General features: G+C 69.0%; 11 protein-coding genes. 3 read left to right on the top strand and 8 right to left on the bottom strand.

Translation table 11 applies throughout. From position 1 onward, the window contains the following. Window positions 1-32: 32 nt before the first annotated feature. The 5 genes from ACFV9W_RS13090 to ACFV9W_RS13070 form a co-directional block, all read right to left on the bottom strand. Entirely contained in the window at window positions 33-869 is an 837-nt protein-coding gene (locus ACFV9W_RS13090; protein ID WP_385759043.1) for an anti-sigma factor family protein, read from the bottom strand. Further along, entirely contained in the window at window positions 866-1,579 is a 714-nt protein-coding gene (sigM, locus tag ACFV9W_RS13085) for an RNA polymerase sigma factor SigM (protein ID WP_385759040.1), read from the bottom strand. Before sigM ends, ACFV9W_RS13090 begins: the two co-directional genes overlap by 4 nt. A gap of 34 nt (window positions 1,580-1,613) precedes the next feature. Further along, window positions 1,614-3,335, bottom strand: coding sequence for a protein kinase family protein (locus ACFV9W_RS13080; RefSeq protein WP_385759037.1), 1,722 nt, complete (start codon window positions 3,333-3,335; stop codon window positions 1,614-1,616). Window positions 3,336-3,455: 120 nt separating this feature from the next. Continuing rightward, window positions 3,456-5,702 (bottom strand): murein biosynthesis integral membrane protein MurJ, encoded by a 2,247-nt coding sequence (murJ, locus tag ACFV9W_RS13075; protein WP_385759034.1) that lies wholly within the window; start codon window positions 5,700-5,702, stop codon window positions 3,456-3,458. Window positions 5,703-5,747: 45 nt separating this feature from the next. Continuing rightward, the gene (locus ACFV9W_RS13070) at window positions 5,748-8,129 is read right to left on the bottom strand and encodes a DUF6049 family protein (RefSeq protein ID WP_385759031.1); all 2,382 of its coding nucleotides are present in this window, start codon (window positions 8,127-8,129) and stop codon (window positions 5,748-5,750) included. Between the two features lie 195 nt (window positions 8,130-8,324). Between ACFV9W_RS13070 and ACFV9W_RS13065 the strand changes: the two genes are divergently transcribed. Further along, window positions 8,325-9,797 (top strand): CCA tRNA nucleotidyltransferase, encoded by a 1,473-nt coding sequence (locus ACFV9W_RS13065; RefSeq protein WP_385759028.1) that lies wholly within the window; start codon window positions 8,325-8,327, stop codon window positions 9,795-9,797. Between the two features lie 68 nt (window positions 9,798-9,865). On the opposite strand, the gene ACFV9W_RS13060 is transcribed toward ACFV9W_RS13065, so the two are convergent. The 3 genes from ACFV9W_RS13060 to ACFV9W_RS13050 form a co-directional block, all read right to left on the bottom strand. Next, a complete protein-coding gene (locus tag ACFV9W_RS13060; protein ID WP_385759025.1) occupies window positions 9,866-11,125 on the bottom strand; it encodes an MFS transporter in 1,260 nt (419 codons plus the stop codon). Window positions 11,126-11,248: 123 nt separating this feature from the next. After that, the gene (locus ACFV9W_RS13055; RefSeq protein WP_385759022.1) at window positions 11,249-12,331 is read right to left on the bottom strand and encodes an inositol-3-phosphate synthase; all 1,083 of its coding nucleotides are present in this window, start codon (window positions 12,329-12,331) and stop codon (window positions 11,249-11,251) included. 44 nt (window positions 12,332-12,375) lie between these two features. Then, window positions 12,376-13,056 (bottom strand): helix-turn-helix transcriptional regulator, encoded by a 681-nt coding sequence (locus ACFV9W_RS13050; RefSeq protein WP_385759019.1) that lies wholly within the window; start codon window positions 13,054-13,056, stop codon window positions 12,376-12,378. 374 nt (window positions 13,057-13,430) lie between these two features. Here ACFV9W_RS13050 and ACFV9W_RS13045 point away from each other — a divergent pair, with 374 nt between their 5' ends. After that, window positions 13,431-16,151 carry a transglycosylase domain-containing protein gene (locus ACFV9W_RS13045; protein ID WP_385759016.1) on the top strand — a complete coding sequence of 907 codons (2,721 nt, stop codon included), beginning with the start codon at window positions 13,431-13,433 and terminating at the stop codon, window positions 16,149-16,151. A gap of 129 nt (window positions 16,152-16,280) precedes the next feature. Continuing rightward, window positions 16,281-17,792, top strand: a complete 1,512-nt coding sequence (locus ACFV9W_RS13040; RefSeq protein WP_385759013.1) for a glycosyltransferase family 87 protein — start codon at window positions 16,281-16,283, stop codon at window positions 17,790-17,792. Window positions 17,793-17,808: the final 16 nt, after the last annotated feature.

Below are 17,808 nucleotides of genomic sequence, written 5' to 3'. Positions count from 1 at the left end.
GGGGCATGCATTCCCGACGTGCCCGGCCACACCTAGCGAGTGGTCTTGGGCAACCCGGAGCCGTGGTCGTAATCGTGCTTGTACAGCAGCGTGCCGGCTGAGGAGGACGAGCCGACGCAGGAGGAATCGATGATGAAGGCCGTGACCTGGTGGGCCGGATCGGTCTTGTGGGGCAGCACGACGAGGTAGGCCTTCTTCCCCTCGTACGTGCCGGTCTCCGCGGCGAGGGGGTCCTCGTTCTGGTGGGTTCCGAGCTGGATGCAGGGGGGCACCGAGACGGCGCCCTTCGTCATCGGCGCCTTCGTCCCCTGCGTGCTGGGCCCGTCCTTCTCCGTGCCGAATGTCGAGGAGCCGAGCAGCGTCGTGACCTTCGTCTCCAACGTGTCCTTGGCGAAGGTCGAGGCGCTGGAGCTCTTCCGGGCGACGGGTGTCCCGCCCTCGTCGTCCTGGATGAGCAGGGTGCCCACACCGATCGCGGTGACCGTCAGGACGGCCCCAAGAACGGCACCGGTACGCCTCCGGTTGCCGCGCGCCTTGCGTCCTGGGCCGGTGGCCCCGTGCGCGTGTCCGGCAGGGCGGTCGGCCGCGGTCGATGTTTCACGTGAAACGGGGCCCGTTTCACGGTCGCCTTCGGCAGCCAGGGCGGCATCGATCCGGTTGGCGATCTCCTCCGGCATCCGCGGCGGGGCCGACACAGCGCCGAGCGTGCCCCGGATCTCCTCCAAGGAGGCGAGGACGTCGGCGCAGAGCCCGCAGCCGTCGAGGTGCTGCTGGACGTCGGTCGTACGGGTGGGGGGCAGCAGGCCCTCGGCGAGATCGGAGATCTCGGTGACCTCCGGGTGCTCTGCCGTGTCGGTCGTGGATGTCACGCTCGCCCACCTCCGCCCTTCACCGCAGCCGAATCGCCGGGTCCTGTCTCGTCGCGAGGTCCCGCTGCGGGTGGGACGGATGTCCCCTGCGTCCGGTTCCTTCCCAGGGGCGGGTTCTCGCCGGCTTCCTGGCTCCCGCCCTCGTTGCGCAGATGTGTCAGCAGCGGAAGCAGCTTGGCTCGGCCGCGCGCACAGCGGCTCTTGACCGTGCCGGTCGGCACGTCGAGGATCCGCGCGGCCTCGGCGACCGGGTACCCCTGCATGTCGACGAGGACGAGGGCTGCCCGCTGGTCGCTGGGCAGGATCGAGAGCGCCTCCAGGAGCTGACGGTGCAGATCGCCGCGCTCGACGGGGGCGTCCGCGGATTCGTGCGGCTCCAGCAACTGGTCCAGGCGGTCGGCGTCGTCCACGGGCGCCGTCTTGCGCGAGGCCATCTTGCGGGCGCGGTCCAGGCACGCGTTGACGGTGATGCGGTGCAGCCAGGTCGTCACCGCGGACTGGCCGCGGAAGGTGTGGGCGGCGCGGTAGGCCGAGACCAGCGCGTCCTGCACCGCGTCCGCGGCTTCCTCCCGGTCCCCCAGGGTCCGCAGGGCCACCGCCCACAGGCGGTCGCGGTGGCGCCGGACGAGTTCACCGAAGGCATCCTTGTCGCCCGCGACATGACGGGCGAGGAGGTCCTTGTCGTTTGCTTCGCCGTAGGCGTCGTCCACTGTCGAACCCCCTCCCCGTGGTGAGCCGAACCCCTCAGCCGGTGAACTCCACGTCGGTGATGCCCTGCTTGAAGCCCGCGCTGCTGTAGCCATCCTGACCCGCGTGGGGCAGGGCGGTCAGCCAGACGAGCAGATAGCGCGTCTTGACCGGTTCATCGGCCGTGATCTTGGCGGAGGTGGTCTTCGAATCCGTCGTGGACCCGATCTGCTTCAGGCCGGACACCGAGCCCGGATCGAGGGACGGAGAGGCGTACAGGGAGACCGTGGTGTGGTCGCCGCCGTATCGGAGCCCTATCGAGGCGGCCGAGACGTCCTTGGCGGAGCCGAGGTCGTAGACGATGCCGACACCGGGCTTGATGACCATCTTCGGGCCGTCGACGAAGGACTTGGTCCGCCAGTACGTCGACTTGCTGTCGTCGTACGTCTTGTCGACGTCACCCGGGGCCTGGGCGCCGCCTTCGGCGACGAACTCCTTGGCGCTGCCGATCGAGAGCGGCTTCGCGTCCTGCTTGCCGCCCTTGTCGCTGTCGTCCGACGTGTCCGTGGGCCCGGAGTTTCCGGGGTTGCCGCGGTCCATGAGGGCGTCGGCAAGCTGCCAGCTGCCCAGGCCGAGGGCCGCGATGAGCAGCGCGGAGACGGCCCACTTGAGGGCCTTGCCGGTGCGGCTGTGCAGCGGGGGCGGCGGTGTGGGGACGGGCCGGGTGGCGTGCGGGGCGGAGCGGCCGTAGTTCCCCTGCTGGTACGTGGTCCGCTGGTACTCCGGCGGTGCCGTGAAGGCGGGCTCCGGCGGCCGGATCTTGGGCATCTCGCCGATGGCCTTCACCAGGTCCTCCGGCGTGGTGCACGGCGGCTCCTGGCGGGACGCGGTCGCCCCGTCATTGGCCAGCGCGCGCATGGAGAGCTCCGCCAGACCGCGGTGGACGCCGGCGCGCACCTGGTCGGGGGCGATGAGGCCGACGCCCTTGGGCAGCCCGGACAGGCCGTAGGCGTCGTCCTCGTACGGCCAGCGCTGGGTGAGCGAGGCGTACAGGAGCGCACCGATCGCCTCGGTGTCGGCGCGCTGCGGGGTGTCGCAGGTGATGCCGCGCAGCGCCGCGTTCACGGCGAGGCCGCGGATGCGCCACTGACCCGTGGAGGTGCGCAGCACGGCGCTCGGGGTCAGACGCAGGTGGGCGAGGCCCTCACGGTGGGCGGCGGCCATGGCGTGGGAGACCTGGCTGACCATCTGGTAGGCGTCGTGCGCCTCGATGGGGCCGAGGGCGAGCAGGGCGGTCAGCTCCGTCGCGTCGGGCAGCCACTCGTGGACGACGTAGACGAGGTCGTTCTCCTCGACCGCGTCCAGCACCTGCACGAAACGGGGGTCGCCCAGAAGCGCCGACGAGCGGGCGGCGGCGAGCACCGAGCGGCCCCGAGGGTGATCGGCGGGCAGGATGTGCACGCCGACGGCGCGGCGGAGTTTCTCGTCCATCGCACGCCAGCTGCTGAAACCGTCCAGACGGGTGACGCACTCCTCCAGCCGGTAGCGTCTGGCGAGCTTGTGGCCGCTGTGCAACTCGGGCGGCGACGCGGCGCCGGGGCTCATATGAGTCCCCGTCTCCGCGGTGTCCACGGCCTCCTCGCGCTCCGGCGCGTCCTGCTCCCCGGTATCGGCCACCCCGTCGGCCGTGGCCTGCTCCGCCTTGTCCGCCTTGGCGGTCAGCGGTTCATCACCGCTGTTGTCGGCCACGTCGACGGCAGCCGTGCTCCGTTCCGCCACCGTCGTTCCTGCCTCCCCATCCGTTGCGCTCACTCCGACGCCAAAGCCAATTGTGCCCACAGTCCAGCGCTATGCACGACACGCGGTGGCCACCGATGGTTGCACGCTGTTCCGGCCGACTCAGCGGCCGAGACGGCCTCGAACCATACCGACCAGTGAATTCAGTTCTTCGATCCTCATCTTGCGGGCTGCCACGTAGAAGACTCCGAGCAGCGCCGCACTGCCCACGACCAGCGCCGCGATGGAGCCGAGCACGCCGTGGCCGAGTGCTTGCGTGACCGCGTACCCAATTCCGCCGCCGATCACCGTCGCCGGCAGCGACGCGAGGCAGAGCCGGGCGTAGGTGCGGACGACGTGCGCTCCGTCCAGGTCGCCGCCGAGCCGGTTGCGCAGGCGCCGCCAGGCGACGCCGACGCCGATCGCGTACGCGATGCCGTAGGACAGTGCCATGCCGACGACGGCCCACTGAGCGGGCAGGATCAGGTAGCAGATGCCCGCTGCGGCGGCGTTGACCGCGGCGACGATGACCGTGTTGTAGAAGGGCGTGCGGGTGTCCTCGTAGGCGTAGAAGCCGCGCAGCACGACGTACTGCACGGAGTACGGGATGAGGCCGATGCCGAACGCCATGAGGATGTAGCCCATGGACTGGGCGGCCTCGGTGCCGCTGGACCCGAAGAGCAGGGTGCACATCGGGACGCCGAGAGCCACGAACATGAAGGAGATCGGGACGATCGCCACGGCCGAGGTGCGCAGGCCGGAGGAGATGTCGTCGCGGACCGCGCCCGGGTCGCCGTCGTGGGCGGAGCGCGAGATGCGCGGCAGCAGGGCGGCCATGACGGAGACCGTGATGATCGCCTGCGGCATGCCCCAGATGAGCTGGGCGTTCGAGTAGCCCATGATGCCGGTGCCGTCGACGGGGGACGCCTTGCCCGCCGCCGTGGCGAGCTGGGTGACGACGAGTACGCCCGCCTGGTTGGCGAGGACGAACAGGACGGTCCACTTGGCGAGCTTCACGGCCTTGCCGAGGCCGTGGCCCTTCCAGTCGAAGCGCAGGCGGAAGCGGAAGCCGGTCTCGCGCAGGTACGGGATCATCGCGAGGGACTGCACGACGAGGCCGAGCAGGGTGCCGATGCCGAGGAGGCGGATGCCCTCGTCCGGGATGGTCGTGACGCCCATCTGGGATTCGGCCGCGGTCCCGTAGACCCAGATGAACGTGCCGAACGTGAAGATCATGACGATGTTGTTGAGGACCGGGGTCCACATCATCGCGCCGAACTTCCCGCGGGCGTTCAGGATCTGGCCCATCACCACGTGGATGCCCATGAAGAAGATCGTGGGCAGGCAGTAGCGGGCGAAGGCGATGCCGACGCTGTTGGCGTCCGGATCCCCCGCGACCGTGTTCGACATCAGGTGGATCAGGACCGGTGCCCCGAAGACGACGACCGCAGTGATCGCCGCGAGCGCCACCATGACGAGGGTGAGCAGGCGATTGGCGAAGGCCTCGCCGCCGTCCTCGTCCTCCTTCATCGCGCGCACCAGCTGCGGCACGAACACCGAGTTCAGGCCGCCGCCGACAGTGAGGATGTAGATCATCGTCGGCAGCGTGTACGCCACGGACCAGGTGTCACCGAGCAGTCCGGCGCCCAGCGCCGCGGTGATCACCATGGTGCGGACGAAGCCGGTGAGGCGGGACACCAGCGTGCCCGCCGCCATCACCGCGCTCGACTTCAAGAGGCTGGAGGCGCGGCCGCCCTTCTTCGCCGCCGGCGCGGGCGCGGGGGTGTTGGCCGGTGGTGGCGGGGGCTGCGGAGGACCGAGCTGCGTGGTCGGGTTGTCGACAGGCTCGGCCGGCGGGCGGCCCCCGCTGTGGCCGGGCTGCTGGTCGCGGTACAGGTGCGCGAAGGCGTCCGGTTCGTGGCTCTCCTCGGCGGAGTGCGTCACCAGGTCGTCGACGCCCACGAACTGCGTCGTACGGGCGTCGTCGCCGTACGGCAGGTGCTGGGTGGGGCCCGCCGGCTCCGGCGCGGGCGTCTGAGCCCACACGCGGGGGTCGGGCTGGTACTGCTGCGCGGGCGGCGGCGCGTACAAGGGCTGCTGCGCCTGTTGCGAGCCCGGGGGCGGCGGAGGGTGCGAGGCGCGGTCGTACAGCGCCTCGGTCACCGGGTCCTGGGCGGTCAGGTCGTGCGCCCGGTACGGGTCCTGCTCGTACGCGTCCTGAAGGTACGCGTCCTGCGGATACGCGTCGGGGGCAGGCTGCGGCGGCGGCACCTGCCCCTCGGGCTGCGGTGAACCGGCGTACGGCCGACCATCGCCCGAGGCAGAGCCGCCCGAGCCGTGGCCACGCTCACCGTCGTACGGCGCGTTCATGGTTACCCCACCTCATCGTCCCCGGCCCAGCGGCCCCGACATCGCTCAACGGTCCACTCTCTCACCCGTGCCCGACGGGTCCGTGCTTTCCGAAGCGGTGTCAGGCGTCGGGTCACTCGGCTGCTGCGGAACGTCTGCCCGGGCGGGGGCGGTCGAGTCGCCGTCCGGCTGGTCGCCCTCCTCGTCGTCCGCGGCCGTGGAGTCGGCCGTGGAATTGCCCTCGGGAGCGTCCTCGTCGGGCTGCGCGGCGACGGCGCGCTTGCGCTGCTGGTACATCCGGTACCCGGCCAGGACGAGCAGCAGGACACCGCCGGCGATGACGAGCATCACTGTCGGGGTGACTTCGGTGACGTCGACCTTGAAGGCGAGCGGTTCGCCATAGGGCGCACCGTCCTGCGTGTACAGCTGGGCGTGCACCGTGATCGGGCCCGTCGCCTTGGCCGTGGTCGTGAACTTCACGGCCTGGCTGTGCCCGCTGGCGATCTTCACTTCCTGGTCCTGGGAGGTGGCGCCGCCGATCTTGAGACGTGTGCCGTTGCCCGAGGTGAGGCGCAGCGTCAGATGGTCGACGTCCTGCCACAGGTTGTTCTGCACCGACACCGGGATCGTCGCGCTGCGCCCGGAGAGCTTCACCTCGGACTTGTCGATCAGCGCCACCTGTTCGGTGAGGCCCGACAGATAGGAGGAGACGCCGTCGCGGAACTTCTCCGAAGTGCCCGACTCCGCACGCCACGACGTGGACATCTCCCGGTCCATCGCGCGGCCGAACGGTGTCACCACGCGGGACTGGTCGGTGAGGACGACCTTGAAGTTCTCGAGGTCGCGCTGGGTCGCCTGGATCTGCTCGAAGGCCGACCGCGGCAGCTCCTGCTTGCGCAGCGACGAGGGGTACGCGTGCGGGACACGCGTGGTGGCGGCAGGGTCGGGCTTCGCCTTCGCCGCGGCCGACAAGGTCTGGGGCTGCGACCAGTTGCCGTCCTGCAGCGCGTGCAGCGCCTTGGCCATGCTCTGGGCCTGGCTCGCGGTGGGCATGCGCTGCGGGGCCACGACGACGCTGCGCTGCTTGTCCGTCTGCTTGTTCAGCATCAGGGAGTGCGCGAGGAACTTCTGCACGGCGAGCGTGGAGCTCTCGGCGCCCGTCATGTCGCCCTGGAAAGCGGTCGACAGGCGGCCGTCGGCGACCACGGCCGAGGCGCCGCCGCCGATCGGGCGGGCGGCGGACGGCGTGTACGCCAGTCCTGAGGTCTCAGGGAAGTGGTCGCTGCGCGCGATGATCTTGTCGGCGCCTGCGGACGTGGCGACCTTGACGATGTCCGGGTCGACGGCGCCTTCCGCGGGCCATGCGTACGACGTGTCCGGCTTGGTGTGCAGGATCGTCTGCACGGTCAGCGTGGCGGCGTCCGTGGCGTCCTTGAGGTGGCCGAGGGAGCCGGTGACCTTCGTGCCCGTGTGTGCGAGCGACGCCAGGTCCGGGTCGGCGAACGGGAGCGTGACCACCTTCTGGCCCTGCACCGCCGTCTCCAGGTCGCTCAGCCACTGCTTGGCGTGCGCCTGGTTCCTGCCCGCCCTGAGCTTTCCGTCGGGTCCCTTGACCTTGTACGGCTCCGTCATGGCGTCGACCGACGCCAGCAGGTCCGGGTCGATCACCCAGGTCACGTCGAGTTCGCTGCCGAGGGCCAGCATCTGCTGGAGGCGGCCGCCCGGGCTGATCTGCTTCGACAGCTCGTTGTCGTCGAAGACCGGCGTCTGCTGCTCGTTCGCGCCCGTCTCGGCGGTGAGATGCGAATCGGAGATCAGCGGCCACAGGGCCGTCGTCCTCGTGCTCGTGTCGGCACCGCTCGGCTGCCAGGGCAGGAAGGTCCGCTGGATGCCGAGCGTCTGCTGGTACGGCTGCGCGGCGGTCTGTCCCATCAGCGCGACGCTGAGCTGGTAGACGCCGTCGGAGCCGAGGTGCAGCGCCTTGACCGGGACGGACAGCGTGAAGTCCTGCGCGACGCCGGGCGCCAGCTTGCCGAACTTCTTGCCGTACTTGCGGGAGACCTCGCTGCCGTCCGCGGCGCCGCCCGTGCCGTTCTTCGCGGCCTCGTCGACGGCCGTACGGCCGCTGTAGGACGTACCGACCCGCAGGCCCACGTGGGCGCCGGTGACCGTCCGCTTGCCCTTGTTCGTCACTGAGCCGCTGACCGTGACGGTGTCGCCGTCCGTCGGCGCGCTGGGTGTCAGGGAGTTCACGGACACGTCGACCGTGCTGGTCCCTGTCGCGCTCGCTGCGGCGGTCGCCGGGGTGGCGGCACCGGCCGGGGTCGCGGCAGGCAGCAGCGGCAGCGACGCCAGGAGCGGCGCAGCCGCGAGTAGGGCCCCGGTGCGCCGCAGCAGTCGCCGTGCAGGTGAGGGACTCACCGTTGGGAAGTCTGCCGCCTCGGCCACGTGGTCGTCCGTCCCTCGTCGTCGTCGGTGGTCGCAGATGTGTCCACGCATGGTAACGAGGAGCGCTGTGGCTGAGTGCCACGGTCTGCCCGGCTTGATCGTGGGGGCAAGAGTAGGGGGCCGCCAGTGTGCTCCTGTTGCGGGCCCGGCAAACGGTTCGGCCCGGGCCGCCCGGGCCACGTACCCTGTCCTGTTGTGCCGAACGCCAATGAAGACAACCCCAGCACCCTGAGCCAGGTACAGCAGCGCGCGGTCAGTGAGCTGCTGCGGGTCTCGCCTGTCGCAGACGATCTCGCCCGCCGGTTCCGGGAGGCCGGGTTCTCCCTCGCCCTGGTCGGTGGTTCGGTGCGGGACGCACTGCTCGGCCGGCTCGGCAACGACCTGGACTTCACTACTGACGCCCGTCCCGAGGACGTACTGAAGATCGTCCGCCCGTGGGCCGATGCGGTGTGGGAGGTCGGGATCGCGTTCGGCACCGTCGGTTGCCAGAAGGACGCCCGCGTCGGAGACGCTGATCATCGCTTTCAGGTCGAGATCACGACCTACCGCTCGGAGGCGTACGACCGCACCTCGCGCAAGCCCGAGGTGTCGTACGGCGACTCCATCGAAGAGGACCTGGTCCGCCGGGACTTCACCGTCAACGCGATGGCCGTGGCGCTCCCCGAGAAGGAGTTCATCGATCCGTACGGCGGCATCAGCGATCTGTCCGAGCGGATGCTGCGCACGCCCGGCACTCCCGAGGACTCCTTCTCCGACGACCCGCTGCGGATGATGCGGGCCGCCCGCTTCGCCGCTCAGCTCGACTTCGAGGTCGCCCCTGAGGTCGTCGCCGCCATGAAGGCCATGGCCGGCCGCATCGAGATCGTCTCCGCGGAGCGAGTACGTGACGAGCTCAACAAGCTGATCCTCTCCGCGCACCCGCGCAAGGGCCTGATGCTGCTCGTCGAGACCGGCCTGGCCGATTCCGTACTGCCCGAGCTGCCGGCCCTGCGCCTCGAGCGTGATGAGCACCACAGGCACAAGGACGTCTACGACCACACGCTGATCGTGCTCGAGCAGGCGATGGCGTTGGAGACCGAAGGACCCGATCTGACGCTGCGCCTCGCCGCGCTGCTCCACGACATCGGGAAGCCGCGCACGCGCCGCTTCGAGAAGGACGGCCGCGTCTCCTTCCACCACCACGAGGTGGTCGGCGCCAAGATGACGAAGAAGCGCATGACCGCGCTCAAGTACTCCAACGACCTGGTGAAGGACGTCTCGCGCCTCGTCGAGCTGCACCTGCGCTTCCACGGCTACGGCACCGGCGAGTGGACGGATTCCGCCGTACGTCGTTATGTACGGGACGCGGGACCGCTCCTCGGTCGCCTGCACAAGCTGACCCGTTCCGACTGCACGACGCGCAACAAGCGGAAGGCCAACGCGCTTTCGCGCGCGTACGACGGCCTCGAGGAGCGCATCGAGCGGCTCCAGGAGCAGGAGGAGCTGGACTCGATCCGGCCAGATCTTGACGGAAACCAGATCATGGAGATCCTGGGCGTCAGCCCGGGCCCGGTGATCGGGCAGGCGTACAAGTTCCTGCTAGAGCTGCGCCTCGAGAACGGGCCGATGGATGACGACGCGGCAGTGTCGGCACTCAAGGAGTGGTGGGCGGACCGCTCTCAGGTCTGAGACGTGCGGGACGCGTCGGGCCCTGTTTCACGTGAAACAGAGCCCGACGCATATCTGGGGACGCTGTTTCACGTGAAACGCCGCCGCCCGAACAGCGCCAGAGCGGTCGCTCCGTAGAGGACCGACACCAGGATCACGAGGGCGACCGAGCGACCGTCCGGCGGCAGCATCAGCGCCGCGACGCCGGCCGCGCCGACGAAGGAGACGTTGACCAGCACGTCGTAGACGGAGAAGACCCGGCCGCGGAAGCCGTCGTCGATGGAGGACTGTACGACCGTGTCGGTGGCGATCTTCGCGCCTTGTGTGGTCAGGCCGAGGACGAACGCGGCCACCACGATCGGCGCGGGTTCGAAGGTGAGCCCCAGGGCGAGTTCCAGTACGGATGCGGCGCCGGCGCAGAGGACGATCCACCCGGCCGCGCCGAGCCGCCCCACGGCCGCGGGAGTGATGGCCGCCGCGACGAAGAAGCCGGCGCCCGAGACACCCATGGCGAGGCCGAGCAGGGCCAGGCCCTCGGACTCCGTGGAGGACCACGCGTATCGGCACAGCATGAGCACCATGACGAGCAGGGCGCCGTAGCAGAACCGCATCACCGTCATCGCGGCGAGAGCGCGTGCGGCGGGTGGCCGCGAGGCAAGGTGCCGGACGCCTGCGGCGAGGTCCCGGGCGGTGCCGGTCACCGCCGCCCCCAGGCGCGGCTGGATCAACTCCGGATCCGGGCCGAGGAGCTGGGCGTCCATGCGCAGGGAAGCGAGTGCGGCGCACAGGTACAGCAACGCGCCGATGAGCACGACCGCGGCATCGGAGTCGTCGGCGATCAGCCGTACGCCAAAGGCGAGTCCTCCGCCCAGGGTTGCCGCGAGGGTCCCCGCGGTCGGTGAGAGGGAGTTGGCCATGACGAGGCGCTCGGAGTCCACGACGCGGGGCAGTGCGGCCGAAAGCCCGGACAGGACAAAGCGGTTGACCGCGGTGACGCACAGCGCGGACGCGTAGAAGAGCCAGTCCGGGGCGTGGCTCAGCATGAGGGCGGCCGTCACGGAGGCGAGCAGCACCCGCAGCAGGTTGCCGTAGAGGAAGACCTGCCGGCGTCGCCAACGGTCGAGGAGGACGCCTGCGAACGGGCCCACGAGGGAGTACGGGAGCAGCAGTACGGCCATGGCCGACGCGATCGCGGTGGGCGTTGTCTGTTTCTCCGGCGAGAACACCACGTAGGTGGCGAGGGCCACCTGGTACACGCCGTCCGCGCCCTGGGAGAGCAGCCGCAACGTCAACAGACGCCGAAAATCTTGCAGGCGCAGGAGTACGCGCAGGTCGCGGACGACAGCCATGGGGCACAGCCTCACATATGAGGCGGGCCCCCGGCCGCACAACGTGTGCGAACCGGGGGCCTCAACAGCCTTCAGAGGGTGGGTGTTTCACGTGAAACACCCGGACCGTCCTTCAGGACGAGGTCAGCGCTCGACCTCACCCTTGATGAACTTCTCGACGTTGTCGTAGGCCTCGTCGTCGAAGTACTGCACCGGCGGGGACTTCATGAAGTACGAGGACGCGGAGAGGATCGGGCCGCCGATGCCGCGGTCCTTGGCGATCTTCGCGGCGCGCAGGGCGTCGATGATGACGCCCGCGGAGTTCGGGGAGTCCCAGACCTCGAGCTTGTACTCCAGGTTCAGCGGGACCTCGCCGAAGGCACGACCCTCGAGGCGGACGTACGCCCACTTGCGGTCGTCGAGCCACGCGACGTAGTCGGACGGGCCGATGTGGACGTTGTTCTCGCCCAGCTCACGGTCGCGGATCTGCGAGGTGACGGCCTGCGTCTTCGAGATCTTCTTCGACTCGAGGCGGTCGCGCTCCAGCATGTTCTTGAAGTCCATGTTGCCGCCGACGTTGAGCTGCATCGTGCGCTCGAGGCGGACACCGCGGTCTTCGAAGAGCTTCGCCATCACGCGGTGCGTGATGGTCGCGCCGACCTGCGACTTGATGTCGTCGCCGACGATCGGGACGCCGGCCTCGGTGAACTTGTCCGCCCACTCCTTGGTGCCGGCGATGAAGACCGGGAGGGCGTTGACGAACGCGACCTTGGCGTCGATGGCGCACTGGGCGTAGAACTTCGCCGCGTCGTCGGAGCCGACGGGCAGGTAGCAGACGAGGACGTCAACCTGCTTGTCCTTGAGGACCTGGACGACGTCGACCGGGGCCTCGGGGGACTCCTCGATGGTCTCGCGGTAGTAGCGGCCCAGGCCGTCGAGCGTGTGGCCGCGCTGGACCTCGACGCCCTTGTTCGGCACGTCGGCGATCTTGATGGTGTTGTTCTCGGAGGCGCCGATGGCGTCCGCGAGGTCCAGGCCGACCTTCTTCGCGTCGACGTCGAACGCGGCGACGAACTCGACGTCACCGACGTGGTAGTCGCCGAACTGTACGTGCATCAGGCCCGGGACCTTGGTCTCCGGGTCGGCGTCCTTGTAGAACTCGACGCCCTGCACCAGCGAGGCGGCGCAGTTGCCCACGCCGACGATGGCTACGCGAACCGAACCCATTCCGGTTGCTCCCTGTGTGTACTCGGTGAAGTCCTGACCGGACTTCACGTGGCGGTGTCGTCGGACGGATCCGGCCGGGTACTGTCCCGGTGCCGGGGCAGGCCGCCCGTCTCTCCAGATGTGTCCTGCTGAGCCGCGTCCCCCGGGCCGGAGCCTCGTTGGTCGCGGCCCGCGCGCTCGCTCTCGATGAGCTCGTTCAGCCAGCGCACTTCGCGCTCCACGGACTCCATGCCGTGCCGCTGCAGCTCGAGCGTGTAGTCGTCCAAGCGCTCGCGGGTGCGGGCGAAGGAGATGCGCATCTTCTCGAGGCGCTCCTCCAGACGGCTGCGACGGCCCTCGAGGACGCGCATGCGCACGTCCCGCGACGTCTGCCCGAAGAAGGCGAAGCGCGCGGCGAAGTGCTCGTCCTCGTATGCATCGGGGCCGGTCTGCGAGAGCAGGTCCTCGAAGTGCTCCTTACCTTCCGCCGTCAATCGATAGACGATCTTGGCGCGACGCCCTGCGAGTGGAGCCGCGGGGGTCTCGTCGGGGCCTGAGCCCGATTCCTCGATCAACCAGCCGTTGGCGACCAGCGTCTTGAGGCAGGGGTACAGCGTCCCGTAGCTGAAGGCTCGGAAGATTCCGAGTGAAGTGTTGAGTCGCTTGCGCAGCTCGTAGCCGTGCATCGGGGACTCGCGGAGCAGGCCGAGTACGGCGAACTCGAGGATGCCTGAGCGTCGACTCATCGTCGCCTCCCCTCTGCCGCGGTCCCTTGGATCGACTCTTTATGCCGAGCTGATGTATCGACTCGATACATCACGACGATAGAACTGCTCTTCGGCTGCGGCAAGTGCGATCACGGTGAACGGCGTCACATCACCGATTCGTAGGAATCGAGTTGCCTGATTTGGGGTGAAGTTCGGCCCTAGGAGGGTTTTGACGGTGCGTAGTCTGTCCGCCATGCAGACCACCGGGAACCAAGTGACGCCTGTGAGCGTCGTCGTCCCCGGTGTAGTGCGGGTGAGTGCCGAGAGGGGCGCATCCGTACTCCGGGGGGACCGGAAACCCGACGCCGTTTCCAGGCGCGCGACCTCGCGCCTGCCCGAGGAGTAGTCGTTCGATGAGCGAGCACCGTCGCAAACCGCCGCAGCCGCAGGGCGGTGGGCGCGCCGCGGCCCGTCGCGGAGCATCCGGAGCACCATCGGGCCGCCGTGCGGCTCCGCGTGGAGGTTCCGCCTCACCCTCCGCTTCCTATGACCACCCGAGTTCAACGGGCCCGTCCGGGAGTCCGGAGGAGGACCGCCCGTGGGGAGGCCGAGCCGAAGCCCGTAGGGCCGCCCAGCGCGGCGGCCGGCGCAGGTCGGCCGAGGGTGCCGGCGGCGGCCGCCGCGGTGCTGCCGCCGGTGCCGCCGCCGGCGGCGCGTACGCCGCGGGACACGGCGGCCCGGAGAAGAAGAGGTTCGTCGACTACCCGCGTGCGCACAAGTACGGCTGGCGCCGCTGGGTGCCGTCCTGGCGCCTGGTGACCGGCATGTGCGTCGGCCTGTTCGGCAGCATGATGGTCGCCGCCGGCATCGCGTACGCGCTGGTGGGCGTGCCCGACCCGGCCAAGACGGCGACGGCGCAGAACAACGTCTACTACTGGTCCGACGGATCGCAGATGGTCGCCACCGGTGGCGAGACCAACCGGCAGATCATCAAGTACGAGGACATCCCGAAGTCCATGCGCTACGCCGTCATGTCGGCGGAGAACAAGACGTTCGAGACGGACAAGGGCGTCGACCCGATGGGTATCGCCCGCGCCGTGTTCAACATGGCCAAGGGCGGCGAGACCCAGGGCGGCTCGACCATCACCCAGCAGTACGTGAAGAACGCGATGCTGGACGACCAGTCGCAGACGGTGGCCCGAAAGCTCAAGGAGCTGTTCGTCTCCATAAAGGTCGGCCGGACCGTCGAGAAGGACGACGTCATGGCCGGCTACCTGAACTCGGCGTACTACGGACGTGGCGCGTACGGGATCCAGGCCGCGGCGCGCGCCTACTTCGACGAGGACGCCACGAAGCTCAACGCGAGCCAGACCGCGTTCCTCGCGTCCGTGCTGAAGGGTTCCACGTACTACGACCCGGCGGGCTCGCCCGGTATCGACCCGGTCAACGCGACGCCGGAGAAGAACCGCGAGCGCGCCACGAAGCGCTGGTCGTGGATCCTCGACGAGGAGATGAAGGACGGGCGGCTGAGCCGGAGCCAGCGGGCCGAGTACAAGACCTTCCCCAAGCTGCAGAGCCCGCGCTCCAACGCGCAGCTGGGCGGCCAGACCGGCTATCTCGTCGACCTCGCCAAGTCGAACGCCGTCAAGAACAGCAACGGCGAGATCACCGAGGACGACCTGCAGAAGGGCGGCTACGAGATCCACACCACGTTCAACAAGAACAAGGTGAAGAAGCTCGAGGACGCCGTGAAGAAGGTCCGCAAGGAGAACCTCGAGAAGAACCGCAAGGTCAACGGGAAGTACGTGGACCGGCACGTCCAGTTCGGTGGTGCCTCCGTCAGCCCGAAGACCGGTGCGATCGAGGCCATCTACGGCGGTGAGGACGCCACCAAGCACTTCACCAACAACGCCGATGTCACCGGCGCCCAGGTCGGTTCGACCTTCAAGCCCTTCGTTCTCGCGGCTGCCTTCAAGGACGGAGTCAGGGACCCGGAGGGGCCCGAGGTCCAGGACGCGAGCCAGCGCACGATCGTCTCCCCCAAGAGCCTGTACAGCGGCAAGAACGGGCTCAAGATCAAGGACTGGAAGGGGGACATCTGGACGAACGAGAAGGGCAAGCAGTGGAACCAGACCAACGACGGTAAGCAGTCGTACAACCGGCCCAGCTACCAGATTGATCTGCGCGAGGCCATGCGTGAGTCCGTGAACTCGGCCTATGTGCAGCTGGGCATGGATGTGGGTCTGGACAAGGTGCGGGGCGCCGCGAAGCGGGCCGGCATCCTGGACGACAGCTTCGCCGACTCCAACTACCCCTCGTTCTCCCTCGGTACGTCCGACCCGAGCGCGATCCGCATGGCGGGCGCCTACGGCACGTTCGCGACCAGTGGCCAGCAGAACGACCCGTACTCGGTGACGTCCGTCGACCGTGAGGGCGAGAACGTCTACCGGCACGAGGCCAAGCCGAAGCGCGCCTTTGACACGAAGGTCGCCGACAACGTGACCGACGTCCTCAAGACCGTCGTCGAAAAGGGCACGGGTACGGCGGCACGGCTGCCGGGCCGCGACGTGGCCGGCAAGACCGGTACCACCGACGGCAACAAGTCGGCCTGGTTCGTGGGCTACACCAAGCAGCTGTCCACCGCGATCACGATGTACCGGATGGACGACAACGAGAAGTCCCAGAACCGCAAGTTCCTGGAGATGTACGGCACCGGTGGTCAGGAGAAGATCCACGGTGCGTCGTTCCCGTCCGAGATCTGGCACGACTACATGGCGCAGGCCATGAAGGGCCAGCCGAACGAGCCGTTCCCGACGCCGGAGCCCATCGGAGAGCTCGTGGGCGCGACCCCGAGCCCCACACCGACCCCGTCGGCCACGGTGACTCCGTCGGAGACCGCCTCGCCGTCCCCGTCGACCAGCGAGAGCTCGTCGCCGTCGCCGTCGCCCACGGAGACGTGCAGCGACTGGGACTGGGCCTGCAAGAACGAAAACGAGGGAGACCCCGGGGGCACGGACACCGGAGGCGCGACCGACGGCGGTGTGACGTCGACACCGACCGACGGGAGTACCGACGATTCCGGAGGCCCGGGCAATGGCAACGGAGGCGGCCTCTTCGGAGGCCCGGACAAGTAGCCGACCTGGCCACAACGCACCGTGTTTCACGTGAAACGCTGTGTGTTCCACGGCAGTCGAGGGCCGTCACACCCATCGGGTGTGGCGGCCCTCGCCCCGTTCTCAGGCTCGTACGGCAGGATGTGCCGCATGCCCAGTGCAGAGACGACGAGCACGAATCCGCAGCAGCCGGAACCTGAGCAGGTACGGCCGACCAGAGAGGACGAGGTCGCGGCCGCCGGATCCGAGTTGATCGGCGGGCCCATCGGACGGCGGGCCCTGCTCGGGGTCTCCCGGTGGACACCGGCGCGGGTGATCGCACTCGTCATGCTCGGCATGTTCGCGCTCGGCATGGTCCAGAAGTTCCCCTGCTACGACGGCGCCTGGTTCTACGGCGCCAGCTCCCAGTACACACACGCCTGCTACTCGGACATCCCGCACCTCTACCAGGGACGCGGCTTCGCCGACGGCCTCGTGCCGTACTTCGACAAGCTCTCCGGCGACATGGACTACCTCGAATACCCGGTGCTCACCGGCGTGTTCATGGAGGTCGCCGCGTGGCTGACGCCCGGCAGCGGCTCCATCCAGCACCAGGAGCAGGTGTACTGGATGGTCAACGCCGGGATGCTGATGATCTGCGCGGCAGTGATCGCCGTGTGCGTCACCCGCACCCACCGCAGGCGCCCCTGGGACGCCCTGCTCGTTGCTCTGGCACCCGCCTTCGCGCTGACCGCCACCATCAACTGGGACCTCTTCGCGGTGGCGCTCACGGCGGCCGCCATGCTGATGTGGTCGCGGGGCAGGGCCTTCGCGTTCGGTGTGCTGCTCGGGCTCGCGACGGCCGCCAAGCTGTATCCGGTGCTGCTGCTCGGGCCGCTCTTCGTGTTGTGCTGGCGGGCCGGCAGGTGGCGGGAGTTCGGCAGGGCGGCCCTGGGCGCCGTTGCCGCCTGGCTGGCCGTGAACCTGCCGGTGATGATGCTGGCGCCCGAGGGCTGGTCGAAGTTCTATACGTTCAGCCAGGAGCGCGGAGTCGACTTCGGGTCCTTCTGGCTGATCATCTCCCAGCACCGGGACACGCCGCTCGACACCAATGTCGTCAACACCCTGGCCACGACGCTGATGATCCTCGCCTGCCTGGGTGTCGCCGCGCTGACGCTCACCGCACCGCGTCGGCCGCGCTTCTCGCAGCTCGCGTTCCTGGTGGTCGCGGCCTTCATCCTCACCAACAAGGTCTACTCGCCGCAGTACGTCCTGTGGCTGATCCCGCTCGCCGCGCTCGCGCGCCCCAAGTGGCGGGACTTCCTGATCTGGCAGGCGTGCGAGGTCGCGTACTTCCTGGGGATCTGGCTGTACCTCGCGTACACGACGAGCGGGGACAAGCACCAGGGTCTGCCCGAGGACGGATACCAACTGGTCGTCGCGGCACACCTGCTGGGCACGCTCTACCTCTGCGCGGTCATCGTGCGGGACATCTGGCTGCCCGATCGGGACGTCGTGCGCCGCTCCGGCGAGGACGACCCCACGGGCGGCGTCCTGGACGGCGCCAAGGACGCCTTCGTACTGGGACAGGCGGCTCGCCCTCGGCGACACCGGCACGCCGCACACGCCACGGAGGGGCCGCCGGCGGTCGACTGGGGCAGGGCACCGGAGAGTTCACTTTGAGCGAACGAGCTCGTTG

The organism is Streptomyces sp. NPDC059897 (genome assembly GCF_042730865.1).
Lineage (GTDB): Bacteria > Actinomycetota > Actinomycetes > Streptomycetales > Streptomycetaceae > Streptomyces.
The sequence above is the reverse complement of the archived record's forward strand: the minus strand, read 5'-3'. Positions and strand labels throughout refer to the sequence as shown.